The following is a 22,324-nucleotide window of genomic DNA, read 5'->3' as shown; positions in this document are numbered from 1 at the left end:
GGAGCACGAACATGAGCAAAGTTACGCTGGGTGGCAACCCGATCGATCTCGCCGGCACGTTCCCGGCCGTCGGCTCGCAAGCCCCCGACTTCAAGCTGGTCGGCAAGGACCTCGCCGATCTGTCGCTCGCCAGCTTCGCCGGCAAGCGCAAGGTGCTGAACATCGTGCCGAGCCTCGACACGCCGACCTGCGCGACGTCGACCCGCAAGTTCAACGAAGCCGCGTCGTCGCTCGACAACACGGTCGTGATCGTCGTGTCCGGCGACCTGCCGTTCGCCGCGACGCGCTTCTGCACGACGGAAGGCCTCGCGAACGTCGTGACGGCCTCGACGTTCCGCGGCGGCCGCGCGTTCGCGAACGCGTACGGCGTCGACGTGACGAGCGGCCCGCTGAACGGCCTGACGGCCCGCGCGGTCGTCGTGCTCGACGCGCAGGACAAGGTGATTCACGCGGAACTCGTCGGCGAGATCAAGGACGAGCCGAACTACGACGCGGCACTCGCCGCACTGAAGTAACCCGCTGCCGCCCGGCCCCGCCGCGCGAGGCCCGACGGCCTCGTCGCACCGGCCGGGCGGCCGCTTCTTATTGCTCTCTACAGGAACGCACGCCTTGACTACGCTGATTTGCGGCTCGCTCGCCTACGACAACATCATGACCTTCGAAGGCCGGTTTCGCGAGCACATCCTGCCCGACCAGGTTCACCTTCTGAACGTGAGCTTCCTCGTGCCGACGATGCGTCGCGAATTCGGCGGTTGCGCGGGGAACATCGCCTACGCGCTGCACATGCTCGGCGGCGACGCGCGCATCATGGCGACGGTCGGCGCGAACGACGCCGATCGCTATCTCGAGCGTCTCGACAGCCTCGGCCTGTCCAGGGCCAGCGTGCGCGTGGTGCCCGAAACGCACACCGCGCAGGCGATGATCACGACCGATCTCGAGAACAACCAGATCACCGCATTCCACCCGGGCGCGATGATGCAGTCGCACCTGAACCGCGCGGACGAAGTCGCCGGCGTGAAGCTCGGCATCGTCGCGCCGGACGGCTTCGACGGGATGGTCCAGCACGCCGAGCAATTCGCGAAGGCCGGCATCCCGTTCATCTTCGATCCGGGCCAGGGGCTGCCGCTGTTCGATGGTGCGACGCTGCGCCGCATCATTGAACTCGCGACCTTCGTCGCGGTCAACGACTACGAGGGCAAACTCGTCAGCGACAAGACGGGCTGGTCCGAACAGGAAATCGCCAGCCGGGTTCAGGCGTTGATCATCACGCGCGGCGAGCACGGCGCCACCATTCTTCACAAAAACGGCGAAGAACAGATTCCGGTCGTGCAAGCCGAGCGTATCGTCGATCCGACCGGCTGCGGCGACGCCTTCCGGGGCGGCCTGCTGTACGGCATCGAGAACGGCCTCGACTGGGCAACCACGGGCCGCCTCGCGAGCCTGATGGGCTCGATCAAGATCGCCCACCAGGGGCCTCAAACTTACGCACTGACGCGCGCCGAAATCGACGCGCGTTTCGAGGCTGCCTTCGGGTACAGTCTCAAATGAATATTGTGGGAGAGCAAAAATGTTGACCAGGAAAACCCTCACGCTCGCCGCGATGCTGACGGCCACGCTCACGCTCGCGGGCTGCTTCACGGCGCCGGGCTCGGCGGATGTCTATAGCGTCGGCCAGGCGCAGCGCGAACAAACCGTCCGCATGGGCACGGTCGAAAGCGTCCGTGCCGTGCGCATCCAGTCCGACGGCGGCGGCAGCGCGATCGGCACGCTCGGTGGCGGTGCGCTCGGCGCGGTCGCGGGCAGCGCGATCGGCGGCGGCAAGGGATCGATCCTGACGGCCATCGCCGGCGGTCTCGTCGGCGCGGTCGCGGGCAACGCGGTCGGCGAAAACCTCAGCACGGCGAACGGTGTCGAAATCACCGTGCGCCTCGACAACGGCGATCTGCGCTCGATCACGCAGGCGGCGAGCGGCGAAATGTTCCGCGCCGGCGAACGTGTGCGACTGCTCTCGAGCGGCGGCGTCACGCGCGTCACGCACTAACGGGCATCCTCAGCACGCGGCGCAAGCCGCGGTCGAACGCATGTGCGAAGCTGCACATGCGTTTTTTTTCGTCCGTGGCCGGCAACCACCGGTCGATACATCGACGAATGCGGACGAAAAAAATCCCGCCACCTGAGCCAGATGGCGGGATCGATTGAGTAGCGCTACTCAACCCACGGACACCGCGTGAGTGTCCGGGTGGTACGGCTCAGCCGCGATTACGGACGGCTGCCGGTCGGGAACGGCCATGCCGCTGCCGGGTTGAGCGCGGTCTTCACGCCCGATGCCGGCGCGACCGATGCGGTCGACGCGGTGGTTGCCGGTGCAGCCTTCTTCACGACGGCCTTCTTCGGAGCAGCAGCCTTCTTCGCCGGTGCGGCGGCCTTCGGTGCAGCAGCCTTCGGTGCAGCAGCAGCCTTCTTCGCGGGCGCAGCCTTCTTGGCAGGAGCGGCCTTCTTGGCAGCAGCCTTCTTCGCAGGCGCGGCCTTCTTCGCGGCAGCCTTCTTCGCCGGTGCGGCCTTCTTCGCAGCAGCCTTCTTCGCCGGTGCCGCCTTCTTCGCAGCAACCTTCTTCACCGCGACCTTCTTGGCTGCAACCTTTTTCGCTGCGGCCTTCTTCGCCGGTGCTGCCTTCTTCGCGGCAACCTTCTTCACCGCGACTTTCTTCGCTGCGACCTTCTTGGCTGCAACCTTCTTCGTTGCGACCTTCTTAGCCGCGACCTTCTTCGCAGCAGCCTTCTTCGCCGGTGCTGCCTTCTTCGCGGCAACCTTCTTCACCGCGACCTTCTTGGCAGCAACCTTCTTCACTGCAGCGGCCTTCTTCGCCGGAGCAGCAGCCTTCTTCGCAACGGTCTTCTTGGCAGCGACCTTCTTAGCAGCCGGTTTTTTCTTGGCAGTAGCCATGTTGTTCTCCTTCAGGTTCAGATGAGAGTCAGTTCAAACTACACCCTTCGTCAAAACCCGCTTCCCGCGGACGCTGTTCAGGACGTGCGCTTCGAAGCGGGCTATTCATCGGCGTACGCGGATACTGCGCGCTTACGCTAATGAATACGGTATGGCGCGCGTGACCCCATGGCCTCGCGCGCCAAATCAAGTCGGTAGCCGGCGCACCTCGCGCCGCTACCCCTAATCGCTTGATCAAGCGGACCGCCACACGGCCGCCCGCTTTTTCCGGAGGGAAGTTTGCCCATCCCACTGAAGGGTTCGCAAAGTGCCGATCATGTCGTTGGGCCGTTAAGGCACCGGGCATGCTTTGCATCAGGCGTTCTTGCTCCTAAACCTTGGGCCGGGGCCGAGAGGCCGCCGGCTGCTCCATCATGTGACGGGTTCGCTGCTGCGGGTTATTCCCAGGACAGCGCACCGCCCGTCTGATACTCGATCACACGCGTCTCGAAGAAGTTGCGTTCCTTCTTCAGGTCGATCATCTCGCTCATCCACGGGAACGGGTTTTCCTCGTTCGGGAACAGCGGATCGAGGCCGATCTGCTGGCAACGGCGGTTGCTGATGAAGCGCAGATAGCTCTTGAACATCGACGCGTTCAGGCCCAGCACGCCGCGCGGCATCGTGTCCTCGGCGTAGCGGTATTCGAGTTCGACAGCCTGCTTGAACAGCTCGCGGATCTCGGCGCGGAATTCCGCGGTCCAGAGATGTGGGTTCTCGAGCTTGATCTGGTTGATCAGGTCGATGCCGAAATTGCAGTGCATCGACTCGTCACGCAGGATGTACTGATATTGCTCTGCAGCACCCGTCATCTTGTTCTGGCGACCGAGTGCGAGGATCTGCGTGAAGCCGACATAGAAGAACAGGCCTTCCATGATGCAGGCGAACACGATCAGCGACTTCAGCAGCTTCTGATCCGCTTCGAGCGTGCCGGTCTTGAAGGCCGGGTCCGTCAGCGTGTGGATGAACGGGATCAGGAATTCGTCCTTCGCGCGGATCGACGGTACCTCGTGGTACGCGTTGAAGATCTCGCCTTCATCGAGACCGAGCGATTCGACGATGTATTGATACGCGTGCGTGTGGATCGCTTCCTCGAATGCCTGGCGCAGCAGGAACTGCCGGCACTCGGGCGCCGTGATGTGGCGGTACGTGCCGAGCACGATGTTGTTCGCGGCGAGCGAGTCGGCGGTCACGAAGAAGCCGAGGTTGCGCTTCACGATGCGGCGCTCGTCCTCGGTCAGACCGTTCGGGTCCTTCCACAGTGCGATGTCGCGGGACATGTTGATTTCCTGCGGCATCCAGTGGTTCGCGCAACCGGCCAGATACTTTTCCCACGCCCACTTGTACTTGAACGGCACCAGCTGATTGACGTCAGTCTGGCCGTTGATGATGCGCTTGTCGGCGACATTGACCCGCGCTTCCGAACCGCCGGCGGGAACAGCCGATGCTTGCGGCGGCACCGCAAGATCGCCTTCGAAAATGTCGCGGACCTGATGGGCGGCAGGCGTTGCAGCCTGCAGTCCGACAGCCATCCCCGCGGAAGTGCGCATCGCGTTTTGCTGCGCTCCGCTCGCGGGGGTTACGGCAGTCTTCTCGTCATCCCAGTTGAGCATAAATTCTCACCATCAATTTAGAACGGTTTGTACCATCTTTTCCTGAGCGATAAAAGGGTTCGCTCACGAAAAATCCTTTTTTCGATTCGCGTTGCGACCTCGATACAACACTTTGAGCAACGCATCGTCGTTCATGCAGAGCGCGACGCGTGTCACGCATGTATCGCGAGGTGCGCTCGACGCATCGAACGCTGATCGAAACGCGACGTCGTCGGGGATGTTTCGATCGCTTGTCACTGCCTGCAACGCAAGTGCCGCGTTACAGATTCCTTATCATTTTTTTAGTAGAGAGCAGCGCACACTTCAACCTTGATCGGTTGCCGTGCGCGCTGCCCGAACCTTCTTCAGGTCATGCGCGCCCGCGTTACTGGCACGCTTCGCACTCGTCGAAACCCGGATCGCCCGGACGCATCGTGCACACCGGACCGTCTGCTTCGACCGGCGCGAGTGCCGGTGCCGCGTCGAGTGCGCCCGACGACGACGCCGCGCCGCCTGCCGCACCGAAGCCGCCGGCCGCGCCTTGCGCGCCGCCGCTGCTCGAGCCGCCCGTCGGCACCGCGTTCAGCGCGCCGTGTGCGACCGTCGACTTCTCGACGTGCGTCGCCGCCATCGTGCGCAGGTAGTAGGTCGTCTTCAGACCGCGCAGCCATGCGAGCTTGTAGACCTCGTCGAGCTTCTTGCCCGACGCGCCGCCCATGTAGATGTTCAGCGACTGCGCCTGGTCGATCCACTTCTGACGACGCGATGCCGCTTCGACCAGCCACGTCGGGTCGACTTCGAACGCGGTCGCGTAGATCGCGCGCAGGTCGGCCGGGATGCGGTCGATGCGCGACAGCATGCCGTCGAAGTACTTCAGGTCGGCGACCATCACTTCGTCCCACAGGCCGCGTTCCTTCAGGTCGCGAACGAGGTACTCGTTGACCACCGTGAATTCGCCCGACAGGTTCGACTTCACGTACAGGTTCTGGAAGGTCGGCTCGATGCATGCCGACACGCCGATGATGTTCGAGATCGTCGCCGTCGGCGCGATCGCGACGCAGTTCGAGTTGCGCATGCCGTGCGCGGCGATGCGCGAGCGCAGCGTCGTCCAGTCGAGCGTCTCGGACGTGTCGACCTCGACGTAGCCGCCACGTGCTTCCGTCAGCAGCTTCAGCGTGTCCTGCGGGAGGATGCCGCGATCCCACAGCGAGCCGCGGTAGCTCGAGTAGCGGCCGCGTTCCTCGGCCAGCTCGGTCGACGCGTAGTACGCGTAGTAGCAGACCGCTTCCATCGAACGATCGGCGAACTCGACGGCCTCTTGCGACGCGTACGGCGTGCGCAGCAGGTGCAGGCAGTCCTGGAAACCCATGATGCCCATGCCGACCGGACGGTGCTTCAGGTTCGAGTTACGCGCCTTCGGCACCGCGTAGTAATTGATGTCGATCACGTTGTCGAGCATGCGCATCGCGACGCTGATCGTGCGCTTGAGCTTGTCGTGGTCGAGCGCGTAGCTGCCGTCGGCCTGCTTCACCAGGTGGGCGACGAGGTTCACCGAGCCCAGGTTGCACACCGCGATTTCGGTGTCGCTCGTGTTCAGCGTGATTTCCGTGCACAGGTTCGACGAATGGACGACGCCGACGTGCTGCTGCGGCGAGCGCACGTTGCACGGATCCTTGAACGTGATCCACGGGTGGCCGGTTTCGAACAGCATGCCGAGCATCTTGCGCCAGAGCTGCTGCGCCGGGATCTTCTTGAACAGCTTGATCTCGCCGCGCGCGACCTTCTCTTCGTAAGCCGTGTAAGCCTTCTCGAACTCCGCGCCGAACTTGTCGTGCAGGTCCGGGCAGGTCGACGGCGAGAACAGCGTCCAGTCGCCGCCTTCCATCACGCGCTTCATGAACAGGTCGGGAATCCAGTTCGCCGTGTTCATGTCGTGCGTACGGCGGCGGTCGTCGCCGGTGTTCTTGCGCAGCTCGAGGAACTCCTCGATGTCGAGGTGCCACGATTCCAGGTATGCGCACACCGCGCCCTTGCGCTTGCCGCCCTGGTTGACCGCGACGGCCGTGTCGTTGACGACCTTCAGGAACGGAACCACGCCTTGCGACTTGCCGTTCGTGCCCTTGATATGCGAGCCGAGTGCGCGCACGCGGGTCCAGTCGTTGCCGAGACCGCCGGCGAACTTCGACAGCAGCGCGTTTTCCTTCAGCGCTTCATAGATGCCGTCGAGATCGTCCGCGACCGTCGTCAGGTAGCACGACGACAGCTGCGAGCGGTGGGTGCCCGAGTTGAACAGCGTCGGCGTCGAGCTCATGAAGTCGAAGCTCGACAGCACGTTGTAGAACTCGATCGCGCGCGTTTCGCGGTCGATCTCGTTCAGCGACAGGCCCATCGCGACGCGCATGAAGAATGCCTGCGGCATTTCGATGCGGGTGCCGTCGACGTGCAGGAAGTAGCGGTCGTACAGCGTCTGCAGGCCGAGGTAGCCGAATTGCAGGTCGCGGTTCGCGTCGAGCGCTTCGCCCAGACGCTTCAGGTCGAACTGCAGCAGCTTGTCGTCGAGCAGGCCGGCGTCCACGCCGCGCTTCAGGAACTGCGGGAAGTACTCGGCGTAGCGCGCCGACATGTCGGCCTGCACCACTTCCTCGCCGAGGATCTCGCGACGGATCGTGTGCAGCAGGATGCGCGCCGTGACCTGGCTGTACGCCGGATCCTTTTCGATCATCGTGCGTGCTGCGAGGATCGCCGAGTCGTAGACCTGGCTCATCGGCACGCCGTCGTACAGGTTCTTCACCGTCTCCGCGACGATCGGGTCAGGGTTAACCGCGGTACCGAGGCCATCGCATGCCGACACGATCAGCGCGCGCAGCGCATTCAGGTCGAGCGGGCGCGTGACGCCGTTGTCGACGACGTTGATGCCGGTGCTCGACTCGCCGCCCGCGGCCGCTGCTTCCTCGCCCGCATGCTGACGCTCGAGGTGACGCTTCTCGCGATACAGCACGTACGCACGCGCGACGTTGTGCTCGCCGCCGCGCATCAGCGCGAGTTCGACCTGGTCCTGGATGTCTTCGATGTGGAACGTGCCGCCGTTCGGGCGGCTGCGCACGAGTGCGCGCACGACGTTGTGCGTCAGTTGCTCGACGAGTTCGCGTACGCGCGCCGATGCCGCGCCCTGCCCGCCGTTGACGGCCAGGAAAGCCTTGGTCACCGCAATCGCGATCTTCGAAGGCTCGAACGACACCACGCTGCCGTTGCGGCGGATCACCTTGTAGTCGGCGAACGTGGCCTGCGGCGCGAGCGCCTGCGCGCCCTGTTCGGTCCCGCCGAGCGGACGGCTCGAGGCGCTCTCGTACTGGGACGTCGCGTTGTCGGTGGTTTGCATGTGCAAAGCTCCTGGTGTTGGATGGTGCGGAGAGAACCGCGGATTAAAACGAACGCTGCGCAAGGAAGTGCGCGAGCGGTAAGAGGCGAGCGATGCGTCGGGGAAGCCGGTTCGGTCGATGCGCGACAACCGTCCCGGTCGTGTGCTTCGTCATGTGTACCCTGCCCCGTCGAAGTTCGCTGCGCTTGATCGCGACGCCCGGACCGCCCGGCCTGGCGCGCCGCCCTGAGAACCCTGTCCGCCGGCGTTGCCCGCCGGCCGGTGCCGCTCGGGTTTCCCCTGCGACACACACTATATCTAGTACAGAACCGCTCAACTGGCACCAAGTATAGTGGACATTCGGACGAGGTCAAAACGGATAATTTGCGGTCGAGGTCTTGACATCGCTCGCGCGCAGACACGACAAGGCATTGGTCGGAGAAAAAACTTTCCCCGGCCAAAAAAACCCTGCGCTCAGTGCTGACGGAAAGGAAAGTATTCGGCGGAAAAGCCGGCATCGCGTGCGAAGCGTTGCCAATCGAAGTGCGGGCCCGGGTCGGTCTTGCGGCCCGGTGCGACGTCGGAATGCCCGGCCACCGCATCGATCGGGTAGCGCGCGGCGAGCGAGCGCGCGAGCACGCCGAGCGTCGCGTACTGGGCCGCGTCGAACGGCACGTCGTCCGCGCCTTCGAGCTCGATGCCGATCGAGAAGTCGTTGCAGCGCGGCCGGCCGAAGAACTCGGATGCGCCCGCGTGCCACGCGCGCTCGTCGCACGACACGAACTGCACGAGCTCGCCGTCGCGACGGATCAGGAAGTGCGCGGACACGCGCACGCCGCGCAGATGGCTTTGGTAATAAGGGTGCGCATCGCAATCGAGGCGATTGAGGAACAGCGCCTCGATCGCATCGCCGCCGAACTCGCCGGGCGGCAGGCTGATGTTGTGGACGACGACGAGCGTCGGCACCGCGCCCGCGGGCCGCGCCTCGAAATTCGGCGACGGCGCGTGGCGCGCTTCGCGCACCCAGCCGTGCGCGTCGACCGACAGCAGCGCAGCGTCGCTCATCGCGCGTCGTGGCCGCTCGCGTGCGCGCCGTGGCGCTGCGCGTGCTCGGTGCTGCAGAAGTATTCGCCGCCCGCGGCGACGGCGTCGCCCTTCGGCGCATGCACGCCGCATTCGGCGCAGCGAACCATCGGTTCGGGCAGCGAGCGCGCCTCGCCGTTCGGGCGTGCCGCCCCGGCGCCGGAACCGGGCGCGCCGTCGAAGCCGCCACCGCGGCCGGTGCGCGCCTGCGCGTGCTCCTGGGCCTGGCGCAGCTTGCGCGTGAGCCACGAACCCGCGAAGAAGAGAAGAATCAGGAGAAGAATCTGTCGCATCGGAGACCTGCGTTCAAACCACGGAGCGGTGCAGCAGCACCTCGAAAACGAACCGGCTGCCGACATACGCGAGCAGCAGCGCGGCAAACGACACGAGCACCCAGCGCGCGGCGCCGCGCCCGCGCCAGCCCGACGTCTTGCGGGCCACCAGCAGGCCGCCGAACATCAGCCACGACAGCACCGCAAACACCGTCTTGTGATCGAGCCGCAGCGCGCGCGCATCGACCTGCTCGCTGAACAGGATTCCCGACGCGAGCGTGAGCGTCAGCAGCACGAAGCCTGCGCCGATCAGGCGGAACAACAGCTTCTCGAGCGTGAGCAGCGGCGGCAGCGTCTCGAGCCAGCTCGCGATCCAGCCGGTCGAGCCGTCGCGCCCGCCGCTCCTCAGCGACTGCAGGCGCCGCTCGACCATCAGCATCAGCACCGCGTGCAGCGCGGCGATCGCGAACAGGCCATACGCGATGTTCGCGATCAGGAAGTGCATCTTGAACAGCGGCGCCGCGGCATAAGGCAGCACCCGCACGCCGCCGAACACGAGCGGCAGCAGCGACGCGCCGCATGCGAGCGGCAGCACCAGCAGGCGCAGGCTGTCGAGCGGGAAGAAGAAGCTCTCGATCCAGTAGATGCCGGCGCCGAGCCAGAACATCGCGGACAGCGCGAACGCGAAGCCGAAGACCATCGCGTCGTGCGGAAAAATCGTCATGTGCAGCAGCACGCCGTGCGCGACGAGCGCCGCGAACAGCAGCGCGCGGCCGGCCCCGCTCATCCCCGATGCGGCGGACGCCGGAACCGGCACGGCCGGCACGCTCGCGACGAGCGAGGTCGCGCCCTGGCGGTGCGTGCGCCAGCCTGCGACGGCGAGGCCGCCGTACAGGAATGCGGTGAGGGCATACAGTACAATATCCATGTTCGAAGTTTACACTAGGCCCCCTTCCCGCGACGGCTCCCTTTGTTCGGTTCCGTTGCGCCTTCGGGCCCCACTGTCCATCGCTCCCCATGCTCGACAATCTCACTCAACGGATGGCGCGCGTCGTCAAGACGCTGCGCGGCGAGGCCCGGCTTACCGAGGCGAACACCCAGGAGATGCTCCGCGAGGTGCGTCTCGCGCTGCTGGAAGCCGACGTCGCGTTGCCCGTCGTCCGCGAATTCATCGCCAAGGTCAAGGAAAAGGCGCTCGGCGAGGAAGTGATCAGCAGCCTGTCGCCGGGCCAGGCGCTCGTCGGCGTGGTCCAGAAGGAACTGACCGCCGTGATCGGCGGCGACTACGAAGGCAAGGCCGCCGAGCTGAACCTCGCGGTCACGCCGCCCGCGGTGATCCTGATGGCCGGCCTGCAGGGCGCCGGCAAGACGACCACCGCCGGCAAGCTCGCGAAGCTGCTGCGCGAGAAGTACAAGAAGAAGGTGCTGACGGTGTCGTGCGACGTGTATCGCCCGGCCGCGATAATGCAGCTGAAAACGGTGAGCGAACAGGTCGGCGCCGACTTCTTCCCGTCGACGCCGGACCAGAAGCCCGTCGACATCGCGCTCGCGGCCGTCGACTGGGCGAAGCGCCACTACCATGACGTGCTGATCGTCGACACGGCCGGCCGCCTCGGTATCGACGAAGCGATGATGCAGGAAATCGCCGCGCTGCACGGCGCGCTGAAGCCGGCGGAGACGCTGTTCGTCGTCGACGCGATGCTCGGCCAGGACGCGGTCAACACCGCGAAGGCGTTCAACGACACGCTGCCGCTCACCGGCGTCGTGCTGACCAAGCTCGACGGCGATTCGCGCGGCGGTGCCGCGCTGTCGGTGCGCCACATCACGGGCAAGCCGATCAAGTTCGTCGGCGTCGCCGAGAAGCTCGACGGCCTCGAGGTGTTCCACCCGGACCGGATGGCGAACCGGATCCTCGGCATGGGCGACATCCTCGCACTCGTCGAGGAGGCACAGCGCGGCGTCGACGTGCAGGCCGCGCAGAAGCTCGCCGACAAGGTCAAGAAGGGCGGCGACTTCGACCTCAACGATTTCCGCGCGCAGATTTCGCAGATGAAGAACATGGGCGGCCTGTCGTCGCTGATGGACAAGCTGCCGGCGCAGTTCCAGCAGGCGGCGGCAGGCGCCGACATGAGCCAGGCGGAGAAATCGATCCGCCGCATGGAAGGGATCATCAGCTCGATGACGCCCGCCGAGCGCGCGAAACCCGAAATCATCAAGGCGACGCGCAAGCGCCGCATTGCAGCCGGCGCGGGCGTGCCGGTGCAGGAAGTCAACCGGATGCTGAACCAGTACGACCAGATGCGTACGATGATGAAGAAGCTGAAGGGCGGCAACATGCAGAAGATGATGCGCGGCCTGAAGGGCATGATGCCCGGCATGCGCTGATTCCGCCCGTCGGTCGGCGCGCGGGTTTTTGCCGTAGCGCGCGCTGGCCGTTCTGCCTCATCCTTATTTGTATACCGACTGCCCGCCAGAACACATGAACCGCGAAGAAGCCCTCCACATTTTCGACCACTCCGAAGAGATCGTCTCGGCCGATGCCGTCAACGCATCGATCGCCCGGATGGCCGACGCGATCCGCGCCGAGATCGGCGATGCGTTCCCGCTCGTTCTCTCGGTGATGGGCGGCGCCGCGGTGTTTACCGGGATGCTGCTGCCGCACCTCGATTTCCCGCTCGAGTTCGACTACATCCACCTGACCCGCTACCGCAACACCACGCAGGGCAGCCCGGAGATGCACTGGCGCGTCGCACCGCGTGAATCGGTGAAGGACCGGATCGTGCTCGTGCTCGACGACATCCTCGACGAAGGCGAGACGATGGCCGCGATCCGCGACCGCATCCTCGACATGGGCGCGAAGCGCTTCATGTCCGCCGTGCTGTGCGAGAAGACGCTCGCGAAGGCGAAACCGCTGCACCCCGACTTCTGCGGCTTCTCGGTGCCGGACCGCTACGTGTTCGGCTGCGGGATGGACGCAAAGGGCTACTGGCGCAACCTGCCGACGATCCGCGCGCTGACCGCGAACGTGTGATCGCCGCCCTGCCCGCCATATAAATGGAAAGCGGCGCTCCGTTTTCCGGAGCGCCGCTTTTTTCATCGACCGCACCGCCCGCGCTACGGCTGCAACTGGTGCACGAACGCGCGAATGCCGGCCAGCAGCATCTCGACCGAGATCGCGACAAGCACGAGGCCCATCAGCCGCTCGAACGCGGCGACGGTCCGCTCGCCGAGCCACGCCTGAATCCTTTCAGCCAGCACCAGCGTGATCGCGCAGACGATCATCGTGACCGTCAGCGCGCCGACCCACTCGAACATCTTGCCCGGCGCCTGCGACGTGAGCAGCATTACCGTCGCGAGCGCGGACGGCCCGGCAAGCGCCGGAATCGCCAGCGGCACGATGAACGGCTCGCCGCCTGCGCGCGGATCGCTGCCGAGCGCGCCGTCCGGATGCGGGAAGATCATCCGCAACGCGATCAGGAACAGCACGATCCCGCCGCCGAGCCGCAGCGACAGGTCGGTGAGGCTCATCATCCGCAGGAAGCGGTCGCCGACCACCATGAAGAACAGCAGGATCACGAATGCGATCCCCACTTCACGCAGGATCAGCTTCACGCGCCGCTCGCGCGGCACGTCGCGCATCGCCGTGATGAACAGCGGAATGTTGCCGAGCGGATCCGTGATCAGCACGAGGAGCACGGTGGCCGACAGGAAGGTGTATTCCACCGTGTCCCCCGGTTGCAGCGCTTAGCGCGCGAGCGCGGCGCGGATCTTCTCCGTCACCGTCGCCGCGGCCGCGTCGGCCGGCAGCAGCGTCGCTTCGGCGTCGCGGCGGCCCTGGTACTCGATCTTGCCTTCCTTCAGGCCGCGCTCGCCGATCACCAGGCGATGCGGCACGCCGATCAGTTCCCAGTCGGCGAACATCACGCCCGGGCGCTCGCCGCGGTCGTCGAGGATCACATCGACGCCGGCGGCGGCCAGTTCCGCGTACAGCTTGTCGGCCGCCTCGCGAACCATCTCGCTGCGATCGTAGCCCATCGGGCACAGCACGACCTCGAACGGGGCGATCGATTCGGGCCAGATGATGCCCTTCTCGTCGAAGTTCTGCTCGATGGCCGCGCCGAGAATGCGCGTGACACCGACACCGTAGCAGCCCATCAGCATCGGCTGCGGCTTGCCGGATTCGTCGAGGAACGTCGCGCCCATCGCTTCCGAGTACTTGGTGCCGAGCTGGAACACGTGGCCCACTTCGATGCCGCGGCAGATGTCGATCTCGCCCTTGCCGTCCGGCGACGGATCGCCCTTCTTCACGTTGCGCACGTCGGCGACTTCCGGCTCCGGCAGGTCGCGGCCCCAGTTCACGCCCGCGATGTGATAGTCGACCTCGTTCGCGCCGACGACGAAGTCGCTCATGTTCGCGACCGTGCGATCGGCGATCACCTTCACCGGCTTCTTCGTGCCGACCGGGCCGAGATAGCCCGGCGGCGTGCCGAACCACTCGACGATTTCCTGCTCGGTCGCGAAGCGATGGTTCTTCAGCCCCGGCAGCTTCGACACCTTGATTTCGTTCAGGTCGTGGTCGCCGCGCAGCATCACGAGCCAGATGGTCGGCTCGGCACCTTCGTTGTCGGTGGCCAGCACGATCGACTTGATCGTGCGCTCGAGCGGGATCTCCAGCAATTCGGCGACGGCTTCGCACTTCGCCTTGCCGGGCGTCGCGACCTTTTCCATCGCTTCGGCCGGCGCCGCGCGTTCGGCGATCAGCGGCAGCGCTTCGGCCGCCTCGATGTTCGCCGCGAACTCGGACGTCGGGCAATAGGCGATCGCGTCCTCGCCGGTATCGGCGATCACGTGGAACTCGTGCGAGAAGTTGCCGCCGATCGAGCCGCTGTCGGCCGCGACCGCACGGAACTCGAGGCCGAGGCGCGTGAAGATGCGCACGTATGCGTCATACATCTTGCGATACGACTCGTTCAGGCCGGCTGCGTCCTTGTCGAACGAATACGCGTCCTTCATGATGAATTCGCGGCCGCGCATCACGCCGAAGCGCGGCCGAATCTCGTCGCGGAACTTCGTCTGGATCTGATAGAAGTTCACCGGCATCTGCCGGTAGCTCTTGATCTGGTTGCGCGCGATGTCGGTGATGACTTCCTCGTGCGTCGGCCCGATCACGAAGTCGTTGTCCTTGCGGTCCTTGAAGCGCAGCAACTCGGGGCCGTATTGTTCCCAGCGGCCCGATTCCTGCCACAGCTCGGCCGGCTGCACGGCCGGCATCAGCAGCTCGATGGCGCCCGCCCGGTTCATTTCCTCGCGCACGATCGCCTCGACCTTGCGAATGGAACGCAGGCCGACCGGCAGGTAGTTGTAGATGCCGCCGGCGACGCGACGGATCATGCCGGCGCGCACCATCAGCTTGTGGCTGACGATCTCTGCGTCGGCCGGTGCTTCTTTGAGGGTGCCGATAAAGAAACGGGAAGCTTTCATGCGGACGGTTCCAAATGCGGCGCCCCAAGGCGGGGCGCCCGAAAAAGTTTCAAGGTGAAAAATCTGCGCGCGACGAACGGCGATGGCGCAGATGACGTAGCAGACAAATCAGGGACAATTCAGCCGATGCACCCCGCGCGGATTCGCTCCGTCACGGTGCGCAGCGCCCGTTATCTGTTTATAATCAAAGCAATTTTAAAGGATTCGAAGGTGGTTGTATGCTGGATCGTGAAGGCTTTCGCCCGAACGTCGGCATCATCCTCTTGAACGCGCGCAACGAGGTGTTTTGGGGCAAGCGGCTCCGCGAGCACTCCTGGCAGTTTCCTCAAGGTGGGATCAAGTACGGCGAGACCCCCATGCAGGCGATGTACCGGGAACTGCACGAGGAGACCGGCCTGCATCCGGAACACGTCAAGATAATCGGCCGCACCCGCGACTGGTTGCGTTACGAGGTGCCTGACAAGTTCATCAAACGCGAAGTACGCGGCCATTACCGCGGCCAGAAGCAGATCTGGTTCCTGCTGCGGATGGTCGGACGCGATTGCGACATTTGCTTGCGCGCGACCGATCACCCGGAGTTCGATGCGTGGCGCTGGAACGAGTACTGGGTGCCGCTCGATGCGGTGATCGAGTTCAAGCGGGATGTTTATCAGTTGGCGCTGACGGAACTGTCGCGCTTCCTGCGCCGCCCGGCGCAGCGAGCCGAAAAGCCGCGCGGGCCGCGTCCGGCGCGCTATCCGCGCGTCGTCGGGGCGCAGGTCCAGCAGACGCTGACGATTGTCGACACATCGGTAGTGTGTTCGGAGATCGAAGCGGAGGCGAGCACGCTCGACGAGATGCCGCCCCGCGAGATCGTCGGCAAATGACGAGTCGGACTGCATGACCGGGCGCGACCTTGTGTCGCGCCCTTTTTTTACGAGGAATGCATATTGAAAGCGATTGCTCTCGCGCTCGCATCGATTGTCGCGGCGGCCACGCTGGCCGGTTGCGCGAATTCGAAGACGCCGACCAACAAGGACGACAGCGAATTCGTGTACCTGCTGGACCGCCAGGGCAACTGGAAGGAAAACCCGGTCGACACGCTGCCGCCGCTTCCGCAAGCGGGCGACCTGCTGCCGTTCAACGTATCGCAGAACACGCCGCTCAAGTTCTCCGTCGATGCGAAGTCGCTCGCGGTCGGCACTGACGGCGTCGTGCGCTATGCGGTCGTCATCACGAGTCCGGCCGGCGCCCGCAACGTGAACTACGAAGGCATCCGCTGCGACACCTACGAATGGCGTCAGTATGCGGGACTGAATGCGGATCACGACGGCTGGGACCGCACGGTCGAGAACGACTGGCGTCGCATCGAGAACGGTGAGCTGAACGCGTATCACTCGGCGCTGTACCAGGACTACTTCTGCTCGAACAAGATGCCGCAGGGCACGACCCAGCAGATTCTCGAGAACATCCGGTTCCATCGCACCGCGATGAGCCAGTTGCGCTGATGGCGCGACGCCGGCCGGAAGCCCTTCGGCCGGCCGCAACAAAAAGCCCGCACGATGCGGGCTTTTTTAGTATCTCGAGACGCCTTGACCGGGCACTTACACGAGCACGAGGTTGTCTCGGTGAATCAGTTCCGGCTCCAGCATGTAGCCGAGCACCGTCTCGATCTCGCCGCTGGGTTTGCGGTGAATCAGCTTCGTTTCCGCGCTGCTGTAGTTCGTGAGACCGCGCGCCACTTCGCGTCCATCGGGGCCGACGCAGGCGATGACCTCGCCGCGCGCGAAGGCGCCCTGCACGCCGGTCACGCCGATCGGCAGCAGGCTCTTGCCGCCGGCCGTCAGCTTCTCGACCGCGCCGGCATCGATCACGACGTGCCCGCGCACCTGCAGGTGATCGGCCATCCATTGTTTGCGCGCGGCCATCCGCGCGGTGCGTGCGACCAGCTGCGTGCCGATCGCCTCGCCCGCCGCCAGCCGCACTAGCACGTCGGCTTCGCGGCCGCTCGCGATCACGGTGTTCGCGCCGCTGTGCGCTGCGCGCTTCGCCGCGAGGATCTTCGTCAGCATTCCGCCGCGGCCGAGGCTCGAGCCGGCCCCGCCCGCCATCGCCTCGAGTTCCGGCGCGCCCGCACTGGCTTCCGCGACCAGCGTCGCGTTCGGATCCTTGCGCGGATCGGCGGTGAACAGCCCCGACTGATCGGTCAGGATGATCAACGCGTCGCCTTCGATCAGGTTCGCGACCAGCGCGCCGAGCGTGTCGTTGTCGCCGAACTTGATTTCGTCGGTGACGACCGTGTCGTTCTCGTTGATGATCGGCACGACGCCGAGCCGCAGCAGCGTGAGCAGCGTCGAGCGCGCATTCAGGTAGCGTTCGCGATCGGCAAGATCGGCGTGCGTCAGCAGGATCTGCGCGGTGCGGATATCGTGCTCGGTGAAGCGGCTTTCATAGACCTGCGCGAGGCCCATCTGGCCGACCGCGGCGGCAGCCTGCAGTTCGTCGATCTCGCGCGGGCGCTTGCTCCAGCCGAGCCGCTGCATCCCTTCGGCGATCGCGCCCGAACTCACGAGCACCACTTCCTTGCCCTGCGCCCGCAGTGCGGCTATCTGGGCCGCCCAGCGACCGATCGCTGCATGATCGAGCCCCTTGCCGTCGTTGGTTACGAGGCTCGAGCCCACCTTCACCACCAATCGCTTCGAATCCGCGATGATCGAACGCATCGTGCGCTGTCTCCTGTATCTGATGCCTGCCCGGCCGGGCGCGATTAAATTCCGGCACCAGGCGCGATGCCCGGTGCGCTCCGGCCCCGCTCAGGCGTCGTCGCCGGGCGTCGCGCCGCCATCGGCGGACGGCGCATCGCGGAACCGCACGTCAGCGGCCAGGTCTTCCTCTTCCGCCGCGCGATGGGCGTCCGAATGCTCGGCGAGGTAGTCGTAGATCGCATAGCACAGCGCTTCGCAACCCTGCCCCGTGAGCGCCGAAATCTCGAACACCGGGCCATCCCAGCCGAAACGCTCGAGGAAATCGGCGACGCGCGCCTCGCGCTCGTCTTCCGGCACCATGTCGAGCTTGTTGAGGACGAGCCAGCGCGGCTTCTCGTAAAGCGCCTCGTCGTACTTGCGCAGTTCGCCGACGATCGCCGTTGCCTCCGCGACCGGATCGACGCTTTCGTCGAACGGGGCCAGATCGACGAGATGCAGCAGCACGCCGGTGCGCTGCAGGTGTCGCAGGAACTGGTGGCCGAGGCCCGCGCCTTCGGCCGCGCCCTCGATCAGCCCCGGGATGTCGGCGATCACGAAGCTCTTGCTCGGGCCGACCCGCACGACGCCGAGGTTCGGCGCAAGCGTCGTGAACGGATAGTCGGCGATCTTCGGCTTCGCGTTCGACACCGACGAGATGAAGGTCGACTTGCCGGCGTTCGGCATGCCGAGCAGACCGACGTCGGCGAGCACCTTCAGCTCGAGCTTCAGCATGCGCCGTTCGCCGGGCTTGCCGTCGGTTTTCTGGCGCGGCGCGCGGTTCGTGCTCGACTTGAAATGCAGGTTGCCGAGACCGCCGGCGCCGCCCTTCGCGAGCATCACCAGCTGGTCGTGCTCGGTCAGATCGGCGATCAGCTCGCCCGTCTCCATGTCGGTCACGACCGTGCCGACCGGCATGCGCAGCGTGACGTCGTCACCGCCCTTGCCGTAACAATCGGATCCGCGACCGTTTTCGCCGTTGCGCGCCAGGTGCTTCTTCGCGTAACGATAGTCGATCAGCGTGTTGATGTTGCGGTCGGCGATCGCGTAGACGTTGCCGCCCCGGCCGCCGTCGCCGCCATCCGGCCCGCCGAACGGAACGAATTTCTCGCGGCGCATCGACGCGCTGCCATCGCCTCCGTCGCCGGCGATGACTTCGATTCGTGCTTCGTCAATGAACTTCATTCGTCACTCCGACCAGTATTTCCGCTATTGTGCCGCGCGCCGGCGCGCTTGAACAATCTGCCGTTTGGCCGATTGCGTGCCGTTTCGCGACAGCCGCCGGTGCGCACATGCGCCCGGCGGCCAAATAAAAAAAGGCCCCGCGAAGACTGCGGGGCCTTTCGGCTACGAAGCCCGTGGGTGCCTGAACTTAGGCAGCCGCCGGGACGACGATGACCAGATGCTTCTTGTCCGCGCCCTTGGTCGCGAACTTGACGTGACCGTCGACCAGCGCGAACAGGGTGTGATCCTTGCCCATGCCGACGTTCTCGCCAGCGTGCATGCGCGTACCGCGCTGACGCACGATGATGCCGCCGGCGTTGATCGCCTGGCCGCCGTACACTTTCACGCCGAGACGTTTCGACTCGGAGTCGCGGCCGTTCCGGGAAGAGCCGCCTGCCTTTTTGTGTGCCATCTGATTGCTCCTTTACCGAGGCGCTTACGCGTTGATCGCGTCGATGCGCAGCTCAGTGTAGTTCTGGCGGTGGCCGCCGTGCTTTTGGTAGTGCTTCCGGCGACGCATCTTGAAGATGGTGACCTTGGCATGACGACCGTGCGACACAACGGTGGCCTTGACGGAAGCCCCACTGACCAGCGGCGTACCGAACTTAATCGATTCGCCTTCGCCCACTGCGAGAACCTGGTCGAGCGTGATTTCAGCGTCAATGTCAGCCGGTATCTGTTCTACTTTGAGTTTTTCGCCAACGGCAACCTTGTACTGCTTGCCGCCGGTTTTTATGACCGCGTACATTGAGAACCTCACTCTGGATCCAATTTTCCCGCACACCACGCGCGGAAAACACGTGATTATACATGGGGTTAGCACCCAAGTCAAAGCCGATCCACGATTGCCGCGCGCAAGCCCTGGCCGGACGGCCAAAATCACGGCGCCGGCACGTCCGACAGACCGGGATACCGCGGATTCGACTTATAATCCGCGGCATCACCCATTTCGATCATCATGTCGTCGTCCACCGCCTCCCCCACCCTCAGCGCCGCCCACCTGCTCGCCCCGATCGCCAGCGACATGGAGCAGGTCAATCGCGTTATCCGGCAAAGTCTCGCGTCCGACGTGCTGCTGATCAACCAGATCGCCGAGTACATCATCGGCGCGGGCGGCAAGCGGCTGCGTCCGGCGCTGCTGTTGCTCGTCGCCGGCGCGCTCGGCGAGACGTCGCACCAGCGGCACGTGCTGGCCGCCGTCGTCGAGTTCATCCACACGGCCACGCTGCTGCATGACGACGTCGTCGACGAATCCGAACTGCGGCGCGGCCGCCAGACGGCCAATGCGCTGTTCGGCAACGCCGCAAGCGTGCTGGTAGGCGACTACCTCTATTCGCGCTCGTTCGAGATGATGGTCGGCGTCGGCAAGATGCGCGTGATGGAAATCCTGTCGGAAGCGACGACGATCATTTCCGAAGGTGAAGTGCTGCAGCTCCTGAACATGCACGATGCGGACGTCGACGAGTCGCGCTACATGCAGGTAATCCGCTACAAGACGGCAAAGCTGTTCGAGGCATCGGCCCGCCTGGGCGCGGTGCTCGCCGGCGCCGATGCGCCGACCGAAGCCGCCGCGGCCGAATATGGCCGCCGCATCGGCACCGCATTCCAGATCATGGACGACTGGCTCGACTACGCGGGCACGGCCGAAGCGATGGGCAAGAATGCCGGCGACGATCTGCGCGAAGGCAAACCGACGCTGCCGCTCATCTATCTGATCGAACGCGGCACGCCCGAACAGTCGGCGCTCGCGCGCGAGGCGATCGAACAAGGCGGCACCGATCGCTTCGATACGATCTTCGATGCGATCACCCGTTCAGGCGCGCTCGACCACACGCTCGAATGCGCGCGCCAGGAAGCACAGGCCGCCGCTGCCGCGATCGCCGCGTTCCCGGATTCGATCTACAAGGAAAGCCTGCTCGCGCTGTGCTCGTATTCGACGTCGCGGCAGTCGTAAGCGCGCCGCGAAGGGAACGCGATACCTTCTCTCGAAAAATTTCTTCGCGAAGGTATTCCCTTTTAGAAAAAACATCGTTATAGTTACGTTCTTGCTTGAGACGACGCAGCGATCTTCACGAAGGCGCCGGAGTCGGAAGAGCAAAAATCGGGGTGTAGCTTAGCCTGGTAGAGCGCTACGTTCGGGACGTAGAGGCCGGAGGTTCGAATCCTCTCACCCCGACCAGATCTGAAAAAACCGTGCACCATGTGCACGGTTTTTTTTTGCCTTTCCTCTGCCGATCGCGTGGTCGCCATGCGGCGCGCGACACGACCCGGCCGCCGGCCTCTGCTATATTTCCTCCATCCCTGTCCTTCACTGCCCTTTCTGACGCGTGGACCAAATTCCCTTATGGGCGCAAATCGGCGCCGTCTTCCTGCTTCTCCTCTGTTCCAGCTTCTTTTCCATTTCCGAGACCGCGATGATGGCGCTCAACCGCCATCGGCTGAAGCATCTCGCCGGCCAGGGCGTACTCGGCGCGAAAACCACGCAGGGTCTTCTCACGCGCACCGACCTGCTGCTCAGCGTGATCCTGATCGGCAACAATCTGTTCAACACGATCATCCCGGTCCTGACCACTTCGCTCGCGCTGCACACGTTCGGCCGTAACAACCTCGCGCTGTCGATCGCGACCGGCATCGTCGCGTTCCTGATCATCGTGTTCGCGGAAATCGCGCCGAAGATCGTCGGCGCGACCTTCCCCGAGCGCATCGCGCTGCCCGCCAGTCTCGTGATCGCGCCGCTGATGCGCGTGTTCAAGCCGGTCGTGTGGTTCGTCAACGCGCTCGCGAACGGCGTGCTCTGGGTGCTGCGCATCAATACGAAGAAGGGCCGCGACCAGCGCATGTCGGCCGACGAGCTGCGCGCGATCGTGCTCGAATCGAGCAGCTTCATGCCGACCAAGCACCGCAGCATCCTGCTCAACCTGTTCGACCTCGAGAACATCACCGTCGACGACGTGATGGTGCCGCGCCGGCAAATCGAATCGCTGAACTTCTACGCGCCGCTCGACGACATCCTGCATCAGCTCGAGACCTGCTATCACAACCGTCTGGTCGTCTACGAAGGCGACATCGACAAGGTGCTCGGCGTGCTGCATGTGAGGAAAACACTCACCGCGCTGCACAACCAGGATTTCGATCGCGAAACGTTGCGCACGCTGCTCGCCGAGCCGTACTACGTGCCGTCGGGCACGCCGGTGGTGCAGCAGCTCCAGTATTTCCAGGAAAGCCGGCAGCGAACCGCGCTCGTCGTCAACGAATACGGCGAACTCGAGGGGCTTGTCACGCCCGAGGACATCATCGAGGAACTGATCGGCGAATTCACGACGTCGATGCCGCGCGGCGAGCGCGCGGGCGGCTGGGATCAGAACGGCGAATGCATCGTCGCCGCCAGCATGCCGCTGCGCGAACTGAACCGCTGGCTGCACCTGCAACTGCCCACCGACGGACCGAAGACGCTGAACGGCCTGATCCTCGAGATCCTCGAGGAAATTCCCGAAGGCGACGTGTGCCTGAAAATCCAAGACGTGATGCTCGAGGTGATGCGCAGCGACGACCAGGCCGTTCGAACCGTCAAGCTGTTCAGGCCACGCGGCACGCGCGCGCGCGCCGCGCGCTAGC

22 protein-coding genes and 1 tRNA gene are annotated in these 22,324 nt (G+C 64.8%); 10 read left to right on the top strand and 13 right to left on the bottom strand.

Features of this window, described 5'->3' with window-relative positions; translation table 11 throughout:
* Positions 1–11: 11 nt before the first annotated feature.
* The 3 genes from tpx to WS51_RS13355 all read left to right on the top strand — a co-directional run bounded on the left by tpx (position 12) and on the right by WS51_RS13355 (position 2,041).
* Positions 12–515: a thiol peroxidase gene (gene tpx / locus WS51_RS13365; RefSeq protein ID WP_059451923.1), complete on the top strand. Its 504-nt coding sequence runs from the start codon at positions 12–14 to the stop codon at positions 513–515.
* Between the two features lie 94 nt (positions 516–609).
* Positions 610–1,548: a carbohydrate kinase family protein gene (locus WS51_RS13360; RefSeq protein ID WP_059546947.1), complete on the top strand. Its 939-nt coding sequence runs from the start codon at positions 610–612 to the stop codon at positions 1,546–1,548.
* A 19-nt stretch (positions 1,549–1,567) separates the two neighbouring features.
* Positions 1,568–2,041: an outer membrane lipoprotein gene (locus WS51_RS13355; protein WP_059451921.1), complete on the top strand. Its 474-nt coding sequence runs from the start codon at positions 1,568–1,570 to the stop codon at positions 2,039–2,041.
* A gap of 218 nt (positions 2,042–2,259) precedes the next feature.
* Here WS51_RS13355 and WS51_RS13350 read toward each other — a convergent pair whose 3' ends face one another.
* From WS51_RS13350 to WS51_RS13325, 7 genes are all read right to left on the bottom strand, one after another.
* On the bottom strand, positions 2,260–2,943 hold the full coding sequence (locus WS51_RS13350; RefSeq protein ID WP_059451920.1) for a histone H1-like DNA-binding protein: 684 nt from the start codon (positions 2,941–2,943) through the stop codon (positions 2,260–2,262).
* Between the two features lie 28 nt (positions 2,944–2,971).
* A complete protein-coding gene (locus WS51_RS30955; RefSeq protein ID WP_081053979.1) occupies positions 2,972–3,298 on the bottom strand; it encodes a hypothetical protein in 327 nt (108 codons plus the stop codon).
* Between the two features lie 82 nt (positions 3,299–3,380).
* On the bottom strand, positions 3,381–4,592 hold the full coding sequence (locus tag WS51_RS13345; protein ID WP_059451919.1) for a ribonucleotide-diphosphate reductase subunit beta: 1,212 nt from the start codon (positions 4,590–4,592) through the stop codon (positions 3,381–3,383).
* Between the two features lie 364 nt (positions 4,593–4,956).
* On the bottom strand, positions 4,957–7,950 hold the full coding sequence (locus tag WS51_RS13340) for a ribonucleoside-diphosphate reductase subunit alpha (protein WP_059506891.1): 2,994 nt from the start codon (positions 7,948–7,950) through the stop codon (positions 4,957–4,959).
* Between the two features lie 453 nt (positions 7,951–8,403).
* Positions 8,404–8,994 (bottom strand): 1,6-anhydro-N-acetylmuramyl-L-alanine amidase AmpD, encoded by a 591-nt coding sequence (gene ampD / locus WS51_RS13335; protein WP_059451916.1) that lies wholly within the window; start codon positions 8,992–8,994, stop codon positions 8,404–8,406.
* A complete protein-coding gene (locus WS51_RS13330) occupies positions 8,991–9,305 on the bottom strand; it encodes a PP0621 family protein (RefSeq protein ID WP_059546952.1) in 315 nt (104 codons plus the stop codon). The genes ampD and WS51_RS13330 overlap by 4 nt, the downstream gene beginning before the upstream one ends.
* A 13-nt stretch (positions 9,306–9,318) precedes the next feature.
* Complete coding sequence (locus WS51_RS13325) at positions 9,319–10,212, bottom strand: cytochrome C assembly family protein (protein WP_059506889.1); 894 nt, start codon at positions 10,210–10,212, stop codon at positions 9,319–9,321.
* A gap of 89 nt (positions 10,213–10,301) precedes the next feature.
* Here WS51_RS13325 and ffh point away from each other — a divergent pair, with 89 nt between their 5' ends.
* Positions 10,302–11,669, top strand: a complete 1,368-nt coding sequence (ffh, locus tag WS51_RS13320) for a signal recognition particle protein (RefSeq protein ID WP_040143347.1) — start codon at positions 10,302–10,304, stop codon at positions 11,667–11,669.
* Between the two features lie 94 nt (positions 11,670–11,763).
* Positions 11,764–12,315 carry a hypoxanthine-guanine phosphoribosyltransferase gene (locus tag WS51_RS13315; RefSeq protein WP_009688452.1) on the top strand — a complete coding sequence of 184 codons (552 nt, stop codon included), beginning with the start codon at positions 11,764–11,766 and terminating at the stop codon, positions 12,313–12,315.
* Positions 12,316–12,398: 83 nt separating this feature from the next.
* On the opposite strand, the gene WS51_RS13310 is transcribed toward WS51_RS13315, so the two are convergent.
* Complete coding sequence (locus WS51_RS13310; protein WP_040143346.1) at positions 12,399–13,007, bottom strand: MarC family protein; 609 nt, start codon at positions 13,005–13,007, stop codon at positions 12,399–12,401.
* 21 nt (positions 13,008–13,028) lie between these two features.
* Positions 13,029–14,765: a proline--tRNA ligase gene (locus tag WS51_RS13305; RefSeq protein WP_059870145.1), complete on the bottom strand. Its 1,737-nt coding sequence runs from the start codon at positions 14,763–14,765 to the stop codon at positions 13,029–13,031.
* 218 nt (positions 14,766–14,983) lie between these two features.
* On the opposite strand from WS51_RS13305, the gene WS51_RS13300 reads away from it, so the two are divergent.
* Both WS51_RS13300 and WS51_RS13295 read left to right on the top strand, forming a co-directional pair.
* Complete coding sequence (locus WS51_RS13300; protein WP_059451911.1) at positions 14,984–15,631, top strand: RNA pyrophosphohydrolase; 648 nt, start codon at positions 14,984–14,986, stop codon at positions 15,629–15,631.
* A gap of 63 nt (positions 15,632–15,694) precedes the next feature.
* Entirely contained in the window at positions 15,695–16,252 is a 558-nt protein-coding gene (locus tag WS51_RS13295; RefSeq protein ID WP_059546960.1) for a CNP1-like family protein, read from the top strand.
* 96 nt (positions 16,253–16,348) lie between these two features.
* On the opposite strand, the gene proB is transcribed toward WS51_RS13295, so the two are convergent.
* The 4 genes from proB to rplU all read right to left on the bottom strand — a co-directional run bounded on the left by proB (position 16,349) and on the right by rplU (position 19,457).
* Positions 16,349–17,467 (bottom strand): glutamate 5-kinase, encoded by a 1,119-nt coding sequence (proB, locus tag WS51_RS13290; protein ID WP_040143342.1) that lies wholly within the window; start codon positions 17,465–17,467, stop codon positions 16,349–16,351.
* A 90-nt stretch (positions 17,468–17,557) separates the two neighbouring features.
* Positions 17,558–18,670 (bottom strand): Obg family GTPase CgtA, encoded by a 1,113-nt coding sequence (gene cgtA / locus WS51_RS13285; RefSeq protein ID WP_059451908.1) that lies wholly within the window; start codon positions 18,668–18,670, stop codon positions 17,558–17,560.
* Between the two features lie 187 nt (positions 18,671–18,857).
* A complete protein-coding gene (rpmA, locus tag WS51_RS13280; protein ID WP_006476999.1) occupies positions 18,858–19,121 on the bottom strand; it encodes a 50S ribosomal protein L27 in 264 nt (87 codons plus the stop codon).
* A gap of 24 nt (positions 19,122–19,145) precedes the next feature.
* Positions 19,146–19,457 (bottom strand): 50S ribosomal protein L21, encoded by a 312-nt coding sequence (rplU, locus tag WS51_RS13275; protein WP_006025184.1) that lies wholly within the window; start codon positions 19,455–19,457, stop codon positions 19,146–19,148.
* Between the two features lie 210 nt (positions 19,458–19,667).
* On the opposite strand from rplU, the gene WS51_RS13270 reads away from it, so the two are divergent.
* From WS51_RS13270 to WS51_RS13260, 3 genes are all read left to right on the top strand, one after another.
* Positions 19,668–20,663, top strand: coding sequence for a polyprenyl synthetase family protein (locus WS51_RS13270; protein WP_059451907.1), 996 nt, complete (start codon positions 19,668–19,670; stop codon positions 20,661–20,663).
* 148 nt (positions 20,664–20,811) lie between these two features.
* Positions 20,812–20,888, top strand: a tRNA-Pro gene (locus WS51_RS13265).
* Positions 20,889–21,036: 148 nt separating this feature from the next.
* Positions 21,037–22,323, top strand: a complete 1,287-nt coding sequence (locus WS51_RS13260; protein WP_081053742.1) for an HlyC/CorC family transporter — start codon at positions 21,037–21,039, stop codon at positions 22,321–22,323.
* Position 22,324: the final 1 nt, after the last annotated feature.

The organism is Burkholderia territorii, assembly GCF_001718335.1.
Lineage (GTDB): Bacteria > Pseudomonadota > Gammaproteobacteria > Burkholderiales > Burkholderiaceae > Burkholderia > Burkholderia territorii.
The sequence above is the reverse complement of the archived record's forward strand: the minus strand, read 5'-3'. Positions and strand labels throughout refer to the sequence as shown.

Coding starts and splice junctions, on each gene's coding strand:
- tpx (WP_059451923.1), top strand. CDS start 12: ATGAGCAAAGTTACGCTGGGTGGCAACCCGATCGATCTCGCCGGCACG.
- WS51_RS13355 (WP_059451921.1), top strand. CDS start 1,568: ATGTTGACCAGGAAAACCCTCACGCTCGCCGCGATGCTGACGGCCACG.
- WS51_RS13350 (WP_059451920.1), bottom strand. CDS start 2,943: ATGGCTACTGCCAAGAAAAAACCGGCTGCTAAGAAGGTCGCTGCCAAG.
- WS51_RS30955 (WP_081053979.1), bottom strand. CDS start 3,298: ATGCAAAGCATGCCCGGTGCCTTAACGGCCCAACGACATGATCGGCAC.
- WS51_RS13345 (WP_059451919.1), bottom strand. CDS start 4,592: ATGCTCAACTGGGATGACGAGAAGACTGCCGTAACCCCCGCGAGCGGA.
- WS51_RS13340 (WP_059506891.1), bottom strand. CDS start 7,950: ATGCAAACCACCGACAACGCGACGTCCCAGTACGAGAGCGCCTCGAGC.
- ampD (WP_059451916.1), bottom strand. CDS start 8,994: ATGAGCGACGCTGCGCTGCTGTCGGTCGACGCGCACGGCTGGGTGCGC.
- WS51_RS13330 (WP_059546952.1), bottom strand. CDS start 9,305: ATGCGACAGATTCTTCTCCTGATTCTTCTCTTCTTCGCGGGTTCGTGG.
- WS51_RS13325 (WP_059506889.1), bottom strand. CDS start 10,212: ATGGATATTGTACTGTATGCCCTCACCGCATTCCTGTACGGCGGCCTC.
- ffh (WP_040143347.1), top strand. CDS start 10,302: ATGCTCGACAATCTCACTCAACGGATGGCGCGCGTCGTCAAGACGCTG.
- WS51_RS13315 (WP_009688452.1), top strand. CDS start 11,764: ATGAACCGCGAAGAAGCCCTCCACATTTTCGACCACTCCGAAGAGATC.
- WS51_RS13305 (WP_059870145.1), bottom strand. CDS start 14,765: ATGAAAGCTTCCCGTTTCTTTATCGGCACCCTCAAAGAAGCACCGGCC.
- WS51_RS13300 (WP_059451911.1), top strand. CDS start 14,984: ATGCTGGATCGTGAAGGCTTTCGCCCGAACGTCGGCATCATCCTCTTG.
- proB (WP_040143342.1), bottom strand. CDS start 17,467: ATGCGTTCGATCATCGCGGATTCGAAGCGATTGGTGGTGAAGGTGGGC.
- cgtA (WP_059451908.1), bottom strand. CDS start 18,670: ATGAAGTTCATTGACGAAGCACGAATCGAAGTCATCGCCGGCGACGGA.
- rpmA (WP_006476999.1), bottom strand. CDS start 19,121: ATGGCACACAAAAAGGCAGGCGGCTCTTCCCGGAACGGCCGCGACTCC.
- rplU (WP_006025184.1), bottom strand. CDS start 19,457: ATGTACGCGGTCATAAAAACCGGCGGCAAGCAGTACAAGGTTGCCGTT.
- WS51_RS13270 (WP_059451907.1), top strand. CDS start 19,668: ATGTCGTCGTCCACCGCCTCCCCCACCCTCAGCGCCGCCCACCTGCTC.